General features: G+C 73.3%; 16 protein-coding genes. 11 read left to right on the forward strand and 5 right to left on the reverse strand.

What is annotated here, in order from left to right:
* Positions 1 to 2004 (reverse strand): sensor histidine kinase, encoded by a 2004-nt coding sequence (locus tag QOZ89_RS08595; RefSeq protein ID WP_312623480.1) that lies wholly within the window; start codon positions 2002 to 2004, stop codon positions 1 to 3.
* Positions 2005 to 2089: 85 nt separating this feature from the next.
* Complete coding sequence (locus tag QOZ89_RS08600) at positions 2090 to 2968, reverse strand: ABC transporter ATP-binding protein (protein ID WP_312623481.1); 879 nt, start codon at positions 2966 to 2968, stop codon at positions 2090 to 2092.
* Between the two features lie 299 nt (positions 2969 to 3267).
* On the opposite strand from QOZ89_RS08600, the gene QOZ89_RS08605 reads away from it, so the two are divergent.
* The 4 genes from QOZ89_RS08605 (at position 3268) to QOZ89_RS08620 (ending at position 6666) form a co-directional block, all read left to right on the forward strand.
* A complete protein-coding gene (locus QOZ89_RS08605; RefSeq protein WP_312623482.1) occupies positions 3268 to 3435 on the forward strand; it encodes a hypothetical protein in 168 nt (55 codons plus the stop codon).
* 384 nt (positions 3436 to 3819) lie between these two features.
* Entirely contained in the window at positions 3820 to 4521 is a 702-nt protein-coding gene (locus QOZ89_RS08610) for a hypothetical protein (RefSeq protein ID WP_071054442.1), read from the forward strand.
* Between the two features lie 209 nt (positions 4522 to 4730).
* On the forward strand, positions 4731 to 5369 hold the full coding sequence (locus QOZ89_RS08615) for a TetR family transcriptional regulator (protein ID WP_071054440.1): 639 nt from the start codon (positions 4731 to 4733) through the stop codon (positions 5367 to 5369).
* Positions 5370 to 5523: 154 nt separating this feature from the next.
* A complete protein-coding gene (locus QOZ89_RS08620) occupies positions 5524 to 6666 on the forward strand; it encodes an acyl-CoA dehydrogenase family protein (RefSeq protein WP_071054438.1) in 1143 nt (380 codons plus the stop codon).
* Positions 6667 to 6687: 21 nt separating this feature from the next.
* Here the strand turns inward: QOZ89_RS08620 and QOZ89_RS08625 are convergent, their stop codons facing one another.
* Positions 6688 to 8271 carry an amidohydrolase family protein gene (locus QOZ89_RS08625; protein ID WP_241842440.1) on the reverse strand — a complete coding sequence of 528 codons (1584 nt, stop codon included), beginning with the start codon at positions 8269 to 8271 and terminating at the stop codon, positions 6688 to 6690.
* Positions 8272 to 8972: 701 nt separating this feature from the next.
* Between QOZ89_RS08625 and QOZ89_RS08630 the strand changes: the two genes are divergently transcribed.
* Complete coding sequence (locus QOZ89_RS08630) at positions 8973 to 9905, forward strand: acyl-ACP desaturase (protein ID WP_312623484.1); 933 nt, start codon at positions 8973 to 8975, stop codon at positions 9903 to 9905.
* A gap of 216 nt (positions 9906 to 10121) precedes the next feature.
* Positions 10122 to 10511, forward strand: coding sequence for a hypothetical protein (locus QOZ89_RS08635; RefSeq protein ID WP_312623485.1), 390 nt, complete (start codon positions 10122 to 10124; stop codon positions 10509 to 10511).
* Positions 10512 to 10570: 59 nt separating this feature from the next.
* On the opposite strand, the gene QOZ89_RS08640 is transcribed toward QOZ89_RS08635, so the two are convergent.
* Together QOZ89_RS08640 and QOZ89_RS08645 are read right to left on the reverse strand one after the other, a co-directional pair.
* Positions 10571 to 12031: a glutamine synthetase family protein gene (locus QOZ89_RS08640; protein WP_312623541.1), complete on the reverse strand. Its 1461-nt coding sequence runs from the start codon at positions 12029 to 12031 to the stop codon at positions 10571 to 10573.
* A 196-nt stretch (positions 12032 to 12227) separates the two neighbouring features.
* Complete coding sequence (locus QOZ89_RS08645) at positions 12228 to 12914, reverse strand: dTMP kinase (RefSeq protein WP_071054432.1); 687 nt, start codon at positions 12912 to 12914, stop codon at positions 12228 to 12230.
* 360 nt (positions 12915 to 13274) lie between these two features.
* Here QOZ89_RS08645 and QOZ89_RS08650 point away from each other — a divergent pair, with 360 nt between their 5' ends.
* The 5 genes from QOZ89_RS08650 (at position 13275) to QOZ89_RS08670 (ending at position 18901) form a co-directional block, all read left to right on the forward strand.
* Positions 13275 to 14579 carry a sensor histidine kinase gene (locus QOZ89_RS08650; RefSeq protein WP_312623486.1) on the forward strand — a complete coding sequence of 435 codons (1305 nt, stop codon included), beginning with the start codon at positions 13275 to 13277 and terminating at the stop codon, positions 14577 to 14579.
* Positions 14576 to 15220, forward strand: coding sequence for a response regulator (locus QOZ89_RS08655; RefSeq protein ID WP_071054428.1), 645 nt, complete (start codon positions 14576 to 14578; stop codon positions 15218 to 15220). The genes QOZ89_RS08650 and QOZ89_RS08655 overlap by 4 nt, the downstream gene beginning before the upstream one ends.
* Before the next feature lie 552 nt (positions 15221 to 15772).
* Positions 15773 to 17044, forward strand: a complete 1272-nt coding sequence (locus tag QOZ89_RS08660; RefSeq protein WP_241842438.1) for an ABC transporter ATP-binding protein — start codon at positions 15773 to 15775, stop codon at positions 17042 to 17044.
* Positions 17041 to 18033, forward strand: a complete 993-nt coding sequence (locus QOZ89_RS08665) for a DUF2705 family protein (RefSeq protein ID WP_312623487.1) — start codon at positions 17041 to 17043, stop codon at positions 18031 to 18033. The genes QOZ89_RS08660 and QOZ89_RS08665 overlap by 4 nt, the downstream gene beginning before the upstream one ends.
* A 196-nt stretch (positions 18034 to 18229) precedes the next feature.
* Positions 18230 to 18901, forward strand: coding sequence for a molybdopterin-dependent oxidoreductase (locus QOZ89_RS08670; RefSeq protein WP_198543640.1), 672 nt, complete (start codon positions 18230 to 18232; stop codon positions 18899 to 18901).
* Position 18902: the final 1 nt, after the last annotated feature.

Raw genomic sequence — 18902 nt, forward strand, 5'->3', positions numbered from 1 at the left:
TCAGCCGCCGTTCCCGCCGGGCTCGCCCGGCACGGGCGCCACGCGCCCATCCGACGCGGCCGGCACGCGGCCGTCCGCCGTGGCCGCGCCCGCGCGGGCGCCACCCACCAGCGCCTCGGCGCCTCCCGGGGCTCCCGTCGCGTCCTCGCCCGCCGCCACGTCGCCCGCCGATGGGCCGACGGCCACCGAGCCACCCACGGCGGCGGCACCACCGGGGCCGGCGCCAGAGCCGGACGTGGAGCTGGACGTGGAGCTGGCACCAGTGCCGGAGCTGGAGCCGGGGGGCAGCGTCGAGCCGCCGGCGGAAGGGGCGGCGAGGCCGCTGGCGACGCTGCCCGTGTTGTCAGCCAGCGGGACGACGGCGCCCAGCCGCACCCCCTCGCCCGGTGCCGACTCGATCACGAGCGAGCCACCGATCGCGCCGATCCGGTCGCGCATGTTCGTGAGTCCCTGGCCGGCGGGCCGCCGCCGCGGGTCGAAGCCAGGGCCGTCGTCGGCGACGCTGAACGCCAGCGCGTCCTCGCGCTCGGTCAGGGCGATCTCCACCTGGCTGCCGGGCGCGTGCTTGGCGGCATTCTGCAGAGCCTCCAGGCAGCAGAAGTAGACGGCTGCCTCGACGTCCGGGCCGTGCCGGCCGACGCCGTCCGTGACGAGCCGTACGCCCAGCGGGGAGCGAGAAGCGGCGGCGCGCAGGGCCTCGGTCAGGCCGGAGGAGCGCAGCAGCGGCGGGTAGATGCCCTGCGCGAGGTTGCGCACCTCGGAGATCGCGGCGGTCACCTGCTCGGCCATCTCGCCGATCAGCTCCTCGGCCGCCTCGGTGTCCTCGGTGACCAGGTCACGCACCAGCCGCAGACCGATCGCGAGCGAGACCAGCTGCTGTTGGGCGCCGTCGTGCAGGTCCCGCTCGATCCTGCGCCGCTCGGCGTCGGCGGCGGCGACCAGCCGGGCCCGGGAGACCCGCAGCTCGTCGTTCGCCCGGCGCAGGTCCACGAGCGCCTCGCGCAGGTTCGCGTCGAGCTGCCGGTTGTGCAGCACGGCGCCAAGCCGGGTGCCGAGCTCGGCGAGCAGGCGGTCTTCCGCCTCGCTGAACCGCGGGTCGTCCACCCACCGTTCGACGACGAGCAGGCCGAGCAGCGCGCCGCTGGCCCGCGCCGGGACGACCCGCAGCTGGATGCCCGGCCGCGCCCAGACCAGCCGCGGCACCCACAACGACAGCCAGCCGGGACCCGCGACCCTGGCCCGGGACAGGGCGACCAGGTCACCGGCGGACAAGGAGAGCGTCTCGCCCGGCCGGGCCTGCCCCAGGCCCGCGTCCGCGAGCTCGGACCTACCGCCCTGGCCGGCCGGCGACGGGACAGAGGATCGGCGCGGTGGGGGCTCCGGCAGCACGACGGCGGCCGTGAGCCGCCCGCCGGCCCCCGTCCAGATCTCGACGCGGCGCAGCGCCAGGGTGCGGCGCAGCGCGTCGGCGAGCTGCACGAGCGCCTGCTCCAGCGGCCCATCCCGGCTCGTCTGTTCGCCGAACGTCGCCAGCACGTCGTCCGGCCGGAAGCGCCCGCCGCGCGCGGCCCGGCGGGCTGCGCGCCTAGCCGGTATCCGCAGCGCCACGCTGAGCGTGGCCGCGGTCGCCGCGCTCACCAGCACAGGCATGAGGAACCCGGCGCCGTTGTCGTCGGGGATCCGGCCGAGCGCGACCACCGACGCCGCGAGTGCCCCGGCCCCGACCAGCGCGAACGAGGCGACATCCGCGCCGAGGATCAGCACCTGCTCCGCGTGCCGCCGCGGCGTGCCGAACTGGCCGGCGAGCACGCCCGCGACGAGTAGCACCGCCGCCGACACGATCGGCACCCACCAGGGGGGATACCCGGCGCCCAGCAGCCGCGGCACGGCGCACAGCGCGGCGATGCCGGCGGCGGCGAGCACGGCGGCGATCAGCAACAGCCGTCGCGGCCGCGAGGTCGTCTCACGCGCACGCGGCGGCGCGGCGAGCGGCGGCAGGCTCACCGGCGCACCTCGCCGCGTCCGGGGCCGCCGGCGCTGTCGCCGTCGCAGTGGCGGCGGCGGTGTATGCCTAGGCCAGGTCCTCGGGTCATGGCAGGTCCTCGAGGCCGGACGGGCTCTCGATCTGGCCGTCGCGCATGGCCACGATCCGCTGCGCGCCGGCGGCGACCGCGGCGTCGTGGGTGACCATCACGATGGTCTGACCACGCGCGTGCAGCCTGGTGAACAGGTCGAGCACCTCGGCCGCGCCAGCGGAGTCCAGCGCGCCCGTCGGCTCGTCGGCGAGCAGCAGCGTGGGGCTCCCGGCGAGCGCCCTGGCGATCGCGAGCCGCTGACGCTGGCCACCGGACAGCGTCGCGGGCAGCGCCTCGGCCCGCTCCAACAGGCCGAGCACGTCGAGGAGGTCCTGCGCGCGGCGCACCGCGGCACGCCGGCCGAGCCCGGCAAGCCGCGCGGCCAGCACCACGTTGTCGGCCGCCGTCATGCTCTCCAGCAGGTGGAAGAACTGGAACACCATGCCCACGTGCCGGCGGCGCAGCCGGGCGAGCTGGGTCTCGGACAGCTCGCCGAGTGCCTGACCGGCGACCACCACGGATCCGTCGTCCGCGCGCTCCAGCCCGGCGATGATGTTGAGCAGCGTGGACTTGCCGCTGCCGGACGGGCCCGTGACGGCGACGAACTCGCCGGGCCAGACCGTGAGCGACGCCCCCCGCAGCGCCCGGACCGGGGCCACCTCCGCGTCGAAGGTCCGGTGCACGCCGACCACTGTCACGACCGTCTCCGGCGAGGTCTCCCACCGCTCCGGATCGCCCGCCGGGCGGTCAGTGGCGCCCGCGGCGCGCGCGCCCCCGTCACCCGAGCCCCGGCCCGTCGCGATCGCGCTGACGGCGCTCCGCATCCGCACCCCGTCCCCCCGGTCCGACTCCGTCACGTCACGACGGCCGACGTCGCGTTCCCATGTTCCCAAGGACGTCCGCCTCCGGGGGCGTGTTTCGAACCGCATGATCGCACCCATGACCGGCTGAGCTCGGCCCGGACGGGCGCGGATCACCCCGCTGCGCGGGGATGACTGGATTCCAGCGGGTTCTCGCGACGCGGGGAAGCGGGATAACCGCCCCACGGGGGTGGTGCTGGCCTCCCCGGCCGCTCGCCGGCTGGCACCGTCGCTGGGCAGTGCCGCGATGACGCACAGTCGTGCCGCTGCCTCTCCGGGCAGCGAACCGACCACCGTGGCGCGTCCCGCGTCGGCGTCTCAACGAGGAGACCATGATGACCAGCACCAGCCCGGCGACCTTCCCCTACGGCGACGTCACCGCGGTTCCCGCCGCGGGCAAAGCGGCCTCGGCCAGCCAGGACACCTCGGCCGCGGGCACGGAAACCGACGGCGACGCCGAGGACCGGGCCGCGGCCGGCGCCGTCAGCCGCGTGGCCTGAGCACGTCCGGGCACCTGCCGTCGGGCGCCCGGCCGACGCGTACGTCGGCCGGGGCCCACGTCAACAGCGGACCGCCCTCGGTACGCCAGAGGCCATCCCGACCGCGTGCCCGGCCGGTCGGCCCGGCACCCGAGGCCAGCCGAGCAGTGACACCGTCCTCCTACCACCGGGAATCTTGAAGGCAGCACTTTTAGGCGCTCCGGCGTCAGAACGCCTACACCGGGACACCAGCAGGGTATTGATCGGGTATTCGGCGTCCGCGACGCTTCGTACGCAGTCGTACGCCAAATACTAGAGTGGTCTGTCAGCAGTCCGACTCTTTCACATCGCGATCTCATCACGATTCACCTGAATGAGCCGAGCACACTTGGGGATGTGCAACCCATGGCCCGACACCGAGTCGACTCCCGGACCGCCCCGCGGGTAGCTTCCGCCGCGCCACACCGCCGTTCCGACGGCCGGCACGCGGCTCGCGCCGCGGCCAAGGCGACCTCCCGGGCCGTGGTTGCGCGGCGCATCGCCCTGCCCGCGGTCACGGTCGCGGTCGCGAGCGTCATCACCATCGGCGGCGCGGTCGCCTTCGCGACCAGCCCGCGGGACGCCGCCGAACCCGTCATCCGCGCGGCCACGACCGCGCCAGTCGGTACCGCGCCCACCGGCGCGGCAAGCCCGGACGGCGCGCTCGCCGGCACCACCCCGCCCGAGGGCGAGGCGGCGGCCGTGGGCGCCTCCGCGGGCGCGGCCCGGTCCGCCGTCGCCGGAGCGGTCACACCGTCGCCCGCGGACGCGGGGGCGATCACCGCCGCGATCCGGTCGAGTGACCTGACCGGCCTGGTCTCCCCGGCCTCCTATCAGGTCGTCGACATCGAGATCGCCGGCAGCGACCCGAGCTGGGCGCGGGCCGAGCTGATGCCGGTGACCGCTGACGTCGACCGGGCCCGCGGCGTGCTGCACAGGACCGAGTCCGGCTGGCGGCTGGTGCAGCTCGGCAGCTACGAGGTCGGCTGCACGCTCGTCCCGTCCCAGGCCCGTGCCGACCTGGCTCTCGACTGCCCGCCGCCCACCGCCACGACGTACAGCACCTGAGCCGGGCTCGACGGCGGCCGGGGTAGGAGGCAGGAGGCGGAGCGCCCAGCGGTCGAGGCCTCCAGCCGATAGCACAGCGCTATCGGCTGGAGGCCTCACGTAACGATGACGACGATTTCCGGCACGCGCAATGACTGACAGGCCCGCCCCTTCCGCGCCTAACAGTGTGCGTTCGAACGAACGCGCGTTTTGACAGGCAGACTGGGCTGATGGCATTGCGCAGTCCCGCGGCCGGGCGCCGTCGCCAGCCGGAGGTCACCCGGGACCGGCTGCTCGCCGCCGCCGTCGACCTGTTCGCCGAACGAGGTTATGACGGCGTACGCGTCCGCGACATCGCCGACCGGGCGGGGGTGACCACCGGCGCGATCTACTCGCACTACCCGGACATGGCCTCACTTCTCGCCGACGCCGCCGGGCGCGCCGTCGACCACGCCGTACAGGCGGTCGCGCACGTCGGCCACGGCGAGCTCGGCGACGCGCTGCTGACCGCCGCCACGTCGGCCGCGGCCGGACGGCGGCTGTCACGCGAGCAGGCGCTGCTGCTCGAGGCGATGGTCGCCGCCCGCCGGGAGCCGACGCTGCGCCACGCGCTCGGCGAGGTGCTGCGCGAGCGGTTCGAGCTGGTGCGCGGCGCCATCGAGCAGGCGCGCGACGACGGCGAGCTACGCGACGACCTGTCCCCCGACGCCATCGCCTGGTTCCTCTACCTGGCCCCGATCGGGTTGCTCACGGGCCGCGCCGCCGGGATGGCCGGGCCCGATCTGGACGAGCTGCGCGCGGTCTTCGAGGCCGTCGTCACCGGCCTACGCATCCCTCCCCCGCCTCCGCCTCCGCCTGTCGAGTACTGAAGGCCGTCCCGCATGATTCCGGCGATCACGGGATCACATAACAGTCGTTAGCTATCGTTTAGTCCGCCACTGTCCAACGAGGCCGGGCGCGACGCGGCGCGCGGTCCCGGACGGCCGTCGCGCCCTGGCGGCCAGCGGATACCCGGAGGAAATCATGCGGCGCACCCTGTTCGACGAGGAACACCTGCTCCTGCGGGACGCGTTCCGCGCCTTCCTGGCCGAGCACGTCACGCCCTATCACGCCGACTGGGAGAAGGCCGGGATCGTCGACCGGGCGGTCTGGACGGAGGCCGGCAAGCAGGGCTTCCTTGGATTCGATGTTCCCGAGGAGTATGGCGGCGGCGGGCAGGACGACTTCCGCTACAACGCCGTCATCACCGAGGAGTGCGGGCGCGCGGGCACCACTGGCCTCGGCTATGCGCTGCACAACGACGTCGTGGCGCCCTACCTGATCAAGCTCTGCACCGACGAGCAGAAGCGGCGCTGGCTGCCCGGCTTCTGCTCGGGGGAGATCGTCACCGCGATCGCGATGACCGAGCCGGGCGCGGGCAGCGACCTGCGCGGCATGCGGACCTCGGCCCGCAGGGACGGGAGCGACTGGCTTCTCTCCGGCTCCAAGACGTTCATCACCAACGGTATTCACGCTGACCTGGTGGTCGTCGCCGCCCGCACCTCCGAGCGCAACGGCGGCCGCGGGCTCTCGCTGTTCGGCGTGGAGCGCGGGATGCCCGGCTTCACCCGCGGCCGCAACCTCGACAAGGTCGGCATGAAGGCGCAGGACACCGCCGAGCTGTTCTTCGACGACGTCCGGGTACCGGCGGCGAACCTGATCGGCGAGGAGGGGGCCGGCTTCCTGCACCTGGTCGGCAACCTGCCCCAGGAAAGGCTCTCGGTCGCGGTGCTCGCCGCCGCGTCGATGGAGGCGGTGCTCGGGTACACCGTCGAGTACTGCAAGAGCCGCAAGGCTTTCGGCCAGTCGATCGGCAGTTTCCAGAACAGCCGGTTCCTGCTCGCCGAGCTCGCCACCGAGACCCAGGTGGTGCGCACGTTCATCGACCGATGCATCGAGGAGCTGGTCGCCGGCCGGCTCTCGTCCGAGGACGCGGCGATGGCGAAGTGGTGGTCGACGGAGCTGCAGGTCAAGCTGATCGACCGCTGCCTGCAGCTGCACGGCGGCTATGGCTACATGACGGAGTACCCGGTCGCCCGTGCGTACCTCGACGCCCGGGTGCAGACCATCTACGCCGGCACCACCGAGATCATGAAGGAGATCATCGGCCGCGGTCTCGGCGTGTGACCCCCGCCGAGTGACCGGGACTCAGCTCGCGTCGGGCGGCGGTTTCGGCGGCCGCCTGGCCGCGGCCGGTTTCGCGGCGGGTTCCTTCTTCGCGGGACCCGCCTTCTTGGCCGGCGCGCGCTTGGCCGTGTTCCGCCTGGCCGCCGTGCCGGCCGGCCGCTTCGTCGCGGCTGGCTTCGCCTTCGCCGGCTCCGCCGCCTCCGGCTCCTCGGCCGGCGCCTTCGCGGCCGGCGTCTCCGCCCGGGCCGGCTTCTCGGCGGATCGTCTCGTCCCGGCCGGTCGTTCGGCCGACGGCTTCGCCGTGGACGACCTCGCGGCGGCACGCCTCTTCGTGCCGGCGCCGGTGGCGCGGGCGCGCGGCTTCGCGGCCCGCGCCTCGGTGGGCTCGGGCTCGGCACCGCCGGCCGGCTCCGCCAGGCCATAGACCCGACGGGCGTTGCCGGCCCCCACCATGACCGCGACGCGGTCCGCGTCATCGGCCGTCCAGTCGCCGTCCGCGATGCCTGCGGCCAGGAGGGCCGTGAGCGCCCGGCGGAACAGGCGCGCACCCAGCGGGTACAACTCGGCGAGGGCGAACGCGTCCGTGGAGAACAGCAGCTTGCCAAACGGTGCGAGCTCCAGCGCCTCAGCGAGAACGGTCGCACTCGCCCGGCCGACGTTATGGGTCGCTAGGCCGACGTCCAGGTAGACGTGCGGGAAGACCTGCGCGAGGTAGCCCGCCTCGCGGTGGAACGGGTAGCAGTGCAGCAGCAGCACCGGTGCGCCGGTTGACGCGAGCGCCCGGAGCATGTCGGTGAGCAGCAGCGGGTTGGCCCGCCTCAGGTGCAGGTCGGTGTCCCCATAGCCGGTGTGGATCTGTACCGGCAGGCCCAGGTCGGCGCCCGCCCAGATGAGGAAGCTGTGCAGCACTGGATCCGCGAGCCGAATCGGCGCGCCCGCGCGCAGCCGGCCGATCCAGGACCGTACAGCCGCGATCACCACCCGGTCGGTGGGCCGCTCGGCGGGCAGCTCCAGGCCCACTCGGTACGCGGCCACCGACTTCACCCCGACGACGGGAGCACTGTCACCGGTAGCGGGGCGAGCGCCCGCGCTGCCGCCGTCAGCCGCCGCGCGCGCCGCGAGGCGAGCGCGCACGTGGTCGGGGAAGTGGGCGACGCCGATCTGGCCGGTCACGATGTCGAGCGCCACCTGCTCGGCGAGCGGCTCGAGCCGGACGACATCATGGCCGCGGCCACCCGCGGCCGTGGCGAGATCCGCGGCGCTGGTGAGCCGCTCCGGGGCGAACCCGGTGTCGACGCAGAAGTCGGCGATGCCGGCCGACCGAAGCATCCGTGACGCCACCTCGTCGGCGCCGAGCTCCGCCCGGCGGGCGAGGTAGTCGTCTGGCAGGGCGTGCGCGGGCAGGTCCAGCACCGGCGCGCAGTAGCGCCGCAGCGCGAAGCCGAGCTGGCTGTCGAAGAACGAGGCCCCCCGCGGCCCCGGATGGTCGGCCTCCGTCATGGCCCGTTCGAAGTCCATGCGGTTCAGCTCGCGCCGCACCAGCCCGTGGCAGTGGTGGTCGACCAGCGGGAGCGATTCGAGCGTCTCGATCCGTGGCACCGACACGCGGAGAACTTCCCCCGTATCCCGGCGCCGCAAGCATCTGGGGCGGGCTGATGCCGGGGCGCGGCGCTGGACGCGCTCGCCCCGTGTCGGGCGCTGAGCGCCCTCCCATGTGGTTCCGGACCCAGGCGTATGGCGGTGGTTGGGCTGGTTCCAGGTAGACGAGATGGCCGGGTTGGTACCGCGCCGATGCGCCGCCACCATCCGTGGCCGCCTAGTGGGCCAAAGGGTGTGCGAAAATGATCTTCCTTCGCACGCCCGGCGGCCGTTGTCCCCAGGATCACTTGCCGGGAAAGCGGTCCAGACTGGCGGCTCCCGCGTCCCGGCACCCAACCCAGAGCCTGTGGATAACCTGTGGAGAAGTGGGGGTGGCCTGTGTATAACCAGGTTGGTAGACCCGCCTCTATGGAACTCGCGGGCCTTGACCGTCCTCTGTGCAGGGGTTTCCGGCGACCCGTCGCCTGTGGACGACTGTGGACAGCCACGGGCCGAACGACATCGGTGAAACCGATAGCTGGACCAACGTCCGGACGCTGAGACTGGCCGCGCGGCCAACGGCGGTCTTCGAGGATGACGGCCGCGCGGTAGGCCGGGCCCGGCGGTCGCCGCGGACGGCTGAACTGTTCCCGCGGAACAGTTCACGGCCGGCAAGTCCACTCCGCTGGGACATGGCGAGCCCGGGGTTCGGCTGCGATGGTCAGTCCATGACCTCACCCACGGACCTGGATCTGCTGCGCGAGCTGGAGCCAGTCGCCGCGGCGAACATCGACCGGCACCTCGGTCTTGCCGCCGAGTGGATGCCGCACGAGTACGTGCCGTGGAGTCTGGGGCGCGACTTCGACACCCTGCCGTGGGAGCCGGAGCAGTCGGCGCTGTCCGATGTCGCCCAGATCGCCTTCGAGGTCAACCTGCTCACCGAGGACAACCTGCCGAGCTACCACCGGGAGATCGCCTCGGCGTATGGCCGCGACGGCGCCTGGGGCACCTGGGTCGGCCGGTGGACCGCGGAGGAGGGCCGGCACGCGATCGCGATGCGGGACTATCTGATGGTCACCCGCGGCGTCGACCCGGTGGCGCTGGAGCGCGGCCGGATGCACCAGATGGAGCTCGGCTACGACAGCGGCAACAAGTCCCCGCTGCGGGTCATGGCCTACGTGACCATCCAGGAGCTGGCCACTCGGATCAGCCACCGCAACACCGGCCGGTTCACCCAGGAGCCGGTGGCCGAGAAGCTGCTGGCCCGGATCGCCGCCGACGAGAACCTCCACATGATCTTCTACCGGAACCTCGTCACCGCCGCGCTGGAACTCGCCCCGGACCAGACCGTGCTGGCCATCCGTGACGAGGTTCTCAACTTCGACATGCCCGGCACCGGCATCCTCGACTTCAAGTCCAAGGCCCGCCAGATCGCCGACGCCGGCATCTACAACCTGCGTGTCCACCACGACGAGGTGGTGACGCCGGTTCTGCGGCAGTGGCAGTTCTTCGCGCTGGAGGGCCTGGGCGGCGAGGCCGAGCAGGCCAGGGCCGAGGTGGCGTCCTTCCTCGAGGGACTCGACGCCTTCGCCACCCTCCAGGAGGAGAAGCGCGCCGCCCGCGCCGCACGGGCCACCAACGAGCTCGCCGCCCAGGCCTGAGCCGGGCGGGGCCAGCGCCTTCCCCGCCGCGATGGGAGCAGGGTTCCTGCCGGATCGGTGGAGCCTGCGGAGCCGATCTGGGAGGTCAGGCTCGGCGCTCGGCCCACCGGTACGCGGTGCCAGCCCCAACGGCGGTACCAGCCCCAACGACGGCCGGGTACGCGACGTAGTCCATAGTGTGTCCTCGTGGGCAGCCATCGCCGCCGGAAATGGCACGTGACCACATTCCCGGTCGTCCTCGCGACCTTCGGTGTCGTCGCCCTCGCCATCGGGTTGATGTTCGGCGGACTGGGTGGCAACAGCGAGAACACCGACCTGCTGGCAAGCCCCTCACCCAGACTCTCGGCCTCGCCGACTGCCGAACCCTCGTTCTCGGTGCGCGACACGCCGACGGCGTCCGGCGACGTGACCCCCACCGGGACGGCGAGCCCGGCTGCGTCGCCCGCCACCCGCCCGACCGGCGGCGCCACCCCGCGGCGGACCGCCACGCCATCCCCGTCGCCGGACCCGGACGCAGGACCAGGCGCCGGCGGCGGCGGAATACAGCTCCCCCCGATCGACTTGCCCACCTGCGTTCAGACCGGCCACGGCCTCCGCTGTCACTGAGCCGGCGTCCGGGTCCGGCACCGCGCCCCCACCGGTTCGGCGGCGCCCTTGGCCGGCGGTCAGTGCCGCCAGAGCGTCTGAGCGACGATCTCGTCGGGGGTGGCGTCCGCGAACTGGTCGATCTCCGCCCGGCGGACGACGAGGATCGTGTCGTGCAGCTCGGCGCCGAACGCGTCGAGCAGGACGGAGTCACCCTCGAACGCGGTCACGGCATCGGCGAGCCGGGCCGGCAGCGCCGCTATGCCGCGCCGAGCTCGCTCTTCCTCGGTCAGCGAGGCCGGGTCGACGTCGACCGGCTCGGGCAGGCGGGCTTCGCGGGCCGCGACACCTGACCGCCCGGCGGCCAGCAGGCCCGCCAGCAGCAGGTACGGGTTGGCGGTCAGATCGAAGCACTTGATCTCGAGGTTCGGGGACGCGGCAGCCCACCGCTCGAGGCTGATCTTGACTCCCAGCTCGGCCTCCACGTCTGGTGAGTGCACCGACCGTCCGCCGACCGCGAGGCCGGTCACCAGCCGCAGCGCGGCCTCTCGGTTCTCCACGCCCCAGCAGGCGAACGCGCCCGACCAGCGCGACGGCGCGAGCCGCAGGTACGAGGCGACGCTGGGCGCGCCGACGGCCAGCAGCGCGGGCAGGTGGCCGAGTATCCCGGCGGCAAACCGCTCGCCCAGCTGGCTCAGCCCGGCCGGACCCGTCCCGTCCACGAGCGCGTTCCAACGCGGACTGTCCTTCATCCCGAGACTCAGGTGCACGTGCCCGCCATTGCCGACGCCATTCGGGACGACCGCCGGCGAGAACGAGGTGCGCAGCCTGTGCCGGGCGCCGACCGCGCGCACGGTCTGGCGGACCAGCACGCTGCTGTCGGCCGCCCCGAGCGGGTCCTCGGCCTCGACGGACACCTCGAACTGCCCCGGCGCGTATTCCGGGTGGATCTGCTCGACGACCAGCCCCTGCTCGGTCAGCGCCTGGACGACATCGCGCAGGTAGTCGGAAAGCTCGATCACCCGATCCATGCCGTAGGCAGGCCCCATGGCTATCGAGCCTGGCGCCGAGAAGTGCTGCCAGCCCTCGGCGTAGACATTCCATTCGATCTCGATGCCCGCCCGCGCCTGGAAGCCGATGCCGCCGTGGAAGCCGGCGAGCGCGTCGACCTGGCGGCGCAGGACCTCCCTGGCGTCCTGCGGATGCGGCCGGCCGAGCTGGTCGAACCGGTCCGCCGGTGCCCAGGCCCAGCCCGGCTGGGCGGCCAGCGGCACCAGCCGGTCCAGGTCCGGGCGCAGCCGCAGGTCGCCGACCGGGCCCCCGGCATAGCGGCCGGACGCGATCCCGTCGGTCAGCCCGAACGCGTCGAACACCGGCGAGACCCCGACACCCGCCTGGACGGCTCGCTCCAGCCTGCCGACCGGCACGCCCTTGACCCGGGTGATCCCGCTGTTGTCGACCCAGGTCAGCGCCACCACCCCGATGCCACGCGAGCGCAGATCCTCCGCGATACGCGCCGCCTTGTCCTCGTCCGCCGACATGCCGACGTCATCGCTCACGGGCACCCCTGGGAGAAAGATGGGTGACGCACTGGCCCGCGCACGCGAGCCAGCTACCGCCAGTGTGCCGCCGTGGCTACCAAACGCACCAGCACGTGGGTCGACAAGCGGGATGACCCACCTCGGCCGTACCCCCGGGCATGGGACAGCCGCCCATGGGTGGAGCGGTACGCGCGCGTCAACGCAGGTTGCGCAGCACCTTCTCGACGGCGGCGTCGACGGTGGCCGCCATGGCGTCCGCACCGGACGCCGACGCGCCCGCGGTCTCGGCGCGGTCGACGGTGAGCCACGGGGCGGCCCAGCCGGAGCGGGCCAGCTCGTCGTACTCGTGCGCGACCCGGGCCTGCAGCGCCTCGTCCGCCTCGAAACTGTCGACGCCACGCCCGGTGTCCGCGACCGCGCGGGAAAGCGCCTGGGCCCGGGCGACCTGGACCGGCACCCGCAGCAGTACCTGCAGGTCCGGACGAGGCAGTGCCAGGTCGCCGAGCTCGGTCGCGGCGACCCAGGCGCGGAAGCCGGCGCGTTCCTCGGCCGGCAGCCGGGCAGCGCCATAGGCCGCGTTCGAGGCGACATAGCGGTCCACCAGCACCACCGCGTCACCCGCCGCCGCCGCGTCGAGCTCGGGGCGCGCGTTCGCCCGGTCGAGCGCGAACAGCAGGGCGCTCGCGCGGGCCGAGGCCGCGACGGGTGCGAGCGCCGGGTCGCCGGTCAGCATCGCCCGCGCCGCCGGGCCGAGGGGCGCGACCGAGTAGCGCGGGAATGCGAGCGTGCCCACCTGGCGCCCCGCCGCCTCCAGCGCGGCGACCAACGCCGTGGTCAGCGTGTTCTTCCCCGCCCCGTCGATCCCCTCGATCGCGACGATCACGCGCCGTCCCCCTCGTCCTTCGCCCAGGCAGGAGATCCACGCTACCCGCGCGCCGACGGGGGCCGAGCTCCAGCGTTATCCGCGCGCCGCCCGGACCGTCCACCACCCGGGCGCAGGCTCGCGCGACGCCAGCCGATCATCCGGTGCACGGGACAACAACTCGGAAAGGCGGTCCGGCCCGGACCGTCCTCGCCACGGCAACTGATGATCAATGATGGGAGCGCCGACGGGTACGCCCGGACGCGTAGCGCGGGATACGCGCCGGACGGGATGTCAGGGGCGACGTGGGGGGTTACCGTCGCCGGGATGGACGGAACGTGGCTTCAGCGGAACCTTCGGTTCCTGGTGAAGGACGTCCTGGTGACGGCCGCGTTCACGGCGTTGTTCTTCCTGAGCGCGCCCAAGTGGGGCGAGGCCCAGGTCCCGTCGTACCGGGCCGTCGACGCGACAGGGTACGCGCTGCTCGCCGCGATCGCGGCCGGGATGCTGGTCCGCCGCTGGCTGCCGCTGTATGTGCTGGGCGCGCAGAGCCTGCTCGTGGGCGCCATCCTCGGAGCGGGCTACCCGCACGGTCCCTACTTACTCGCGGTGGCGGTCACCGGGCTGACCGTCGGCCGGACCAGTCAGCGTCGAGTGGCCGCCAGCGGCGCGGCCTGCGCCACCGTCCTGATCGCGGCCGGCGAGCTGGCGAGCTTCTTCCGCGGGTACGCGCGCGGCGGCTGGGATCTCTCTGTCGGCCTGGGGGCCGCGCTGCTGTTCGGCGTGGTCCCGGTCGTCGGCGGCGCGCTGATCGGGGAGCACCGGGCCTGGCGGGCCAAGGCCGAGGAGGAGACGACCCGGCGCCGCGTGGACGACGAACGGCTGCGCATGGCCCGCGAGGTCCACGACGTCGTCGGGCACAGCCTGTCGATCATCTCGTTGCAGGCGGGCGTCGCGCTGCACGTCCTGGACCGCCGGCCCGAGCAGGCGCAGATCTCGCTGGAGGCGATCCGCCGGACGGCGATCGATGCGCTCGACGAGCTGCGCGCCACCCTGGCGCTGACCCGCGCCGGCCAGTCCATGAGGCGCTCGGTGTCACCGGAACCGGTGCCACCGGACCCAGCGCGGCTGGAACCAGCGCCGGCGGCGCCGCTGTCACCGCCCACTCCACCTGTTCCACCTCCACCTACTGCGCCGGCCGAGCGGACCGCCGGTTGGACCGCTGACCGGACGGTCGACCGGACGCCGCTGACGGGGCTCGGCCGGCTGCCCAGCCTGCTCGCCGAGGTCCAGCTGTGTGGGATCCCGGTCGAGGCCGTGACCAGCGGGCCAGTCGACACGCTGCCCGCCAACGTCGACCTCGCCGCCTACCGGATCGTGCAGGAGTCGCTGACGAACGTGCTCCGGCACGCCGCCACGTCGCGGGTCACAATCGAGGTGACAGTCTCTGCCAGCGCCGTGTCCATCGCCGTCGCGGACGCTCCGGACCCGCCGGCCGCCCAACCGGTGGTATCGCCGGGCCACGGGCTCACCGGCCTGCGCGAGCGGGCCGAGGAGCTGGGCGGGCGCCTGACCGCCGGCCCGTGCGCGGGCGGTGGCTGGCGCGTGCACGCGGAGCTCCCGATCAACCGGGCGCAACCGGTCGGAGGTCCCAGCCGTGGTGGCGGAGGTGGGGGGAAACGTTGATCAGGGTCGTGGTGGCCGACGACCAGCCGCTGATCCGGCTGGGGCTGCGGGTGCTCGTCGAGACCGAGGACGACCTCGAGCTCGTCGGCGAGGCGGAGGACGGCCGGGCCGCCGTCGAGCTGGTGCGGCGCGCCAGGCCGGACGTCGCGCTTCTCGACATCCGGATGCCCGTGCTCGACGGGCTGGCGGCGCTGCGGGAGATCACCGACGACCCGGCGCTGAGCCACACCCGGGTGGTCATGGTGACGACCTTCGAGCTCGACGAGTACGTGTTCGAGGCTCTGCGCGGCGGCGCCTCCGGCTTCGTGCTGAAGGACAGCGAGCCGGCGGACCTGCTGCGGGCGATCCGGGTCGTCGCCGCCGGCGAGTCGCTGCTCTCGCCGGCCGTCACCAGGCGGGTGATCGAGGCGTTCGCGCGCCGGCCGGTCGCGCCCAATGCCCCCGACCTCGACGGGCTGACCGACCGGGAGAGGGAGGTGATGGGGCTCGTCGGCCATGGCCTGTCCAACGACGAGATCGCCGCCCGCCTGGTGATCAGCCCCGCCACCGCCCGCACCCACGTCAGCCGCGTCATGGTCAAGCTCGGCGCCCGGGACCGCGCCCAGCTCGCCGTCCTCGCCAACCAGGCTGGCCTGGTTTAGGCGTGCGGCGTGCGGGCGCTGGACGCGCCGCCCTGCCTGTCGGACGCTGAGCGGCGTGCGGGCGCTGGACGCGCCGCCCTGCCTGTCGGACGCTGAGCGGCGTGCGGGCGCTGGACGCGCCGCCCTGCCTGTCGGACGCTGAGCGTCCTCCCTGCGTGGTGCCTGGTACAGGCGTATGGGCGTGGCTGATGTGGTGCCGGGCTGAGGACGTGGCTGAGTTGGCGCTGCGCTCAAGGCGCCGTCGCTTGCTGTGGCCAGGTTGGTACTTCCGAGACCACAGCGCTTCCCGTGGATCTCAGTCGATGCGGCGGCGGGCGCTGGACGCGCCGCCCGCCTCTCGGACGCTGAGCGTCCTCGTTGGGTGGTGCCTGGTACAGGTTGTATGGCCGTGGCTGATGTCGTGCCGGGCTGAGGACGTGGCTCAGTTGGCGCTGCGCCTAAGGCGCCGTCGCTAGTGTGCGCGCCCGGTGGGGCGGCTACGGCGGAGAGCGTACGGCGGATGCCGTCGCTGGGCCGACGACGGGAGACGGCGCGCGCCGCAGTCTGATCGGCATGAACCAATCGACCCAACAGCGACGCGGGGAGAGCCGGCCCGCCTCGCCACCCGCCCGGCTTCCCGTTCAGGCCGCCGCGGGGCCCGCCTCGTCGCCCGGAGAGAGATCGCCGGCCGAGGACGCGGATCCCGCCGCGGTCGACGTGCGCGGCCTGTCGAAGCGGTACGGCCGGCGGACCGTCGTCAACGACCTTGATCTACGCATCCCGGTTGGCGCGGTGGCCGGCTTCATCGGCCCGAACGGGGCCGGCAAGACCACCACCCTGCGCATGCTGCTCGGTCTGGTCCGCCCGACCACAGGACAGGGCACCGTGCTCGGCCGCCCACTGACGGAGCCGGCCGGCTACCTGCCGCGGGTCGGCGCGCTGATCGAGAGCCCGGCTCTCTACCCGCGGCTCTCGGCGCGCCGCAACCTCGAGGCACTGGCGATCCTCGCCGGCCAGTACCACCCCACCTGGATCGAGGAGGTGCTCGACGAGGTGGGACTCGGCGAGCGGGCCGACGACGAGGTGCGGTCCTACTCCCTCGGCATGAAGCAGCGGCTCGCGATCGCTGCCGCGCTGCTCGGCGACCCGGACCTGCTGGTGCTCGACGAGCCGACGAACGGCCTCGACCCGATGGGCATCCGGCTGATGCGCGAGCTGATCCGTGACCTGGCGGTCCGCGACAGCCGGCCGAGAACCGTATCGGCTGACGAGTCCGCGGCCGGGCGAGGCTCCGCCATTGTCGCCCGGCCGAGAACTATATCGGCTGACGAGTTCTCGGCCGGGCGAGGCTCCGCCATTGTCGCCCGGCCGAGAACTGTGATCGTCTCGTCGCACCTGCTCGCCGAGGTGGAGCAGATCTGTGACTGGATCATCGTCGTGGACCGGGGCGAACTGGCCTACCAGGGCCCGCCGGACGGGCTGCTGTCCGCCGGCGCGGCGCGGGTGACGCTGCGCCCCGAGCACCTGGACGACCTCGGCATGCTGGCCGACCTCGCGGCGGGGCTTGGTCTCAAGGTCGAGCGCGCCGGCGACCTGGTGACGGCGGTGCTGCCATCCGGAGGGGCACCGGGCCGATCGGCGCAGCCGCCGGCGCCGGGCACGCCGGGGAGCGAGCACGACGATCCTCAGCACGCGATGCACGCCCTGCTCGGCGACCTGAACAGGGCCGCGCACGCGCACGGGATCACGCTGGTTGAGATCGCCCCGAGCCGGGTGACCCTGGAGGAGCGCTACACCGGCCTGGTCGCCCAAGGTGCCGGCCGTCTGATGGGAGACGCGGCATGACCGCACAGCATCTGACCGCACAGCATCTGACCGCACAGCCCGTCGACGGCCAGGTCGGCGCGGACCAGACCGCGGGCGGCCGGCCATCCGACGACCGGGTCGACGACGACCGAGGCGCCGCCGCTCGGACCGACAGCGGCTCGCCCGCCTCCGGATGGAGCCGATCGGCGGATCGCGGCCCGTTGCTCGCCGTAGCCCGCAGCTACCGGTCCGAGGCGCACAAGCTGCGCCGTCCGACGACCGTAGTCGCGGTGGGCGCGCTTGCCGCGTTGTCCGTCCTGTCGACCGTCCTGACCTTCGCGCTCGCCAAGGACGGCCCGCCCGCCGCGTTCGGCAACCCGGACGCGCTGCTGCCCACGCTGCCCGCGCTCGCCACGCCGGCCGGGCTCATCCTGGGTTTCCGGATCGGTTCGACCTTCACCGGCCTGCTGCTGCTCCTGCTGTGCGCGGCGATGCTCGCGACCGAGTACAGCCAGGGCACGATCAGAATGATCTTCATGCGGGAACCGCGGCGGGTCTCCTGGCTCGCAGGCAGGATGGGCGTGCTCCTTTCCATCCTCGCGGTCGCGCTCGTCGGGGCGTTCGTGATCAGCGCGGCGACGGCGGTGCTGATGGCGCGGATCCGGGGAGTGGACACCGGGCAGTGGTGGACGGACGACGCGCTGCGCCGAGCCGGCAAGGACTACTTCAACGTGCTGATCGGGACGACCTGCTTCGCGATCGCGGGCACGGCGCTGAGCCTGCTCATCCGCTCAACCACGGCGGCCGTGCTGGTCGCCTTCGCCTGGACGGGCCCGCTGGAGCACATCATCGAGAACGCCTGGCCGGACGCGACCAAGTACCTGCCTGGCCTGGTGTTCGCCAACATCAGCACGGGCGGCAGCTCGGTCGCCGGTTACCGCGGCCCGCTCCTGCTCGGCATCCTCTATGCGGTCGCGCTCGCCACGGCCGGCATCACCAGCCTGGCGCGCCGCGACGTCACCGCGTGATCGCAGCCGGCCGGCCGATCGGCCGGTGACTCGGGCTGGCCGCCCGGGCCACCGGCCCGCCGCCGTCGTCGCGCGGCTGATCGCCGGCCAGGCGCCGACTATTACGAAAGTCGAACGAATAACCGGGTGGGTGCGCCGCGGCACCGTGACGGTGTTCACTGGAACCGTGGTGCAGGGCGCGCCGGTGGGTCGCCGGATGGTGTTGGGGCTGATCGCCCTGGGCGCCGCCGGGGTTGCCGTCGGCGCGGAGGTCGAGGAGGGCGTCGACAAGCTCACCGCGCCGCTGCGTCGGCGCGACCCGACCGGCCTTACCGAGCTCATCCCGGGCACCGGTTTCGAGATCTACTCGGTGGCGTCGTCAGTCCCGAGGCTCACCGCCGCCGACTACCAGCTCAAGGTGCACGGCCTCGTAAACCGGCCGATGACGCTCACGCTCCCCGAGCTGGAGGCCATGCCGCAGACCGCGATGACCGAGGACTTCCAGTGCGTGACCGGCTGGCGGGTCAGCGACGTCCACTGGTCCGGCATCCTGCTCCCCGACCTGCTCGACCACGTTGGCACCCAGTCGTCGGCCAGGGCCGTCACCTTCCGCTCGTTCGACGGCCTCTACGAGGAGAGCCTCACGATCGAGCAGGCCCGCCGCCGGGACGTGCTCGTGGCGCTGCGCATGCTGGACGGACCGGTCAGCTACGAGCACGGCGGGCCCGTCCGCCTCTACGTCGCCCCGATGTACGGCTACAAGTCGATCAAGTGGCTAGGCGAGATCGAGCTGGTGGACAAGGTGACACCGGGCTGGTGGGAAGTGCGCGGCTACGACGTCGACGCCTGGATCGGTAAGTCCAACGGCCGCGACGACGAGCCGGTCTGAG

Source organism: Pseudofrankia coriaricola (assembly GCF_032027725.1).
GTDB lineage: Bacteria > Actinomycetota > Actinomycetes > Frankiales > Frankiaceae > Pseudofrankia.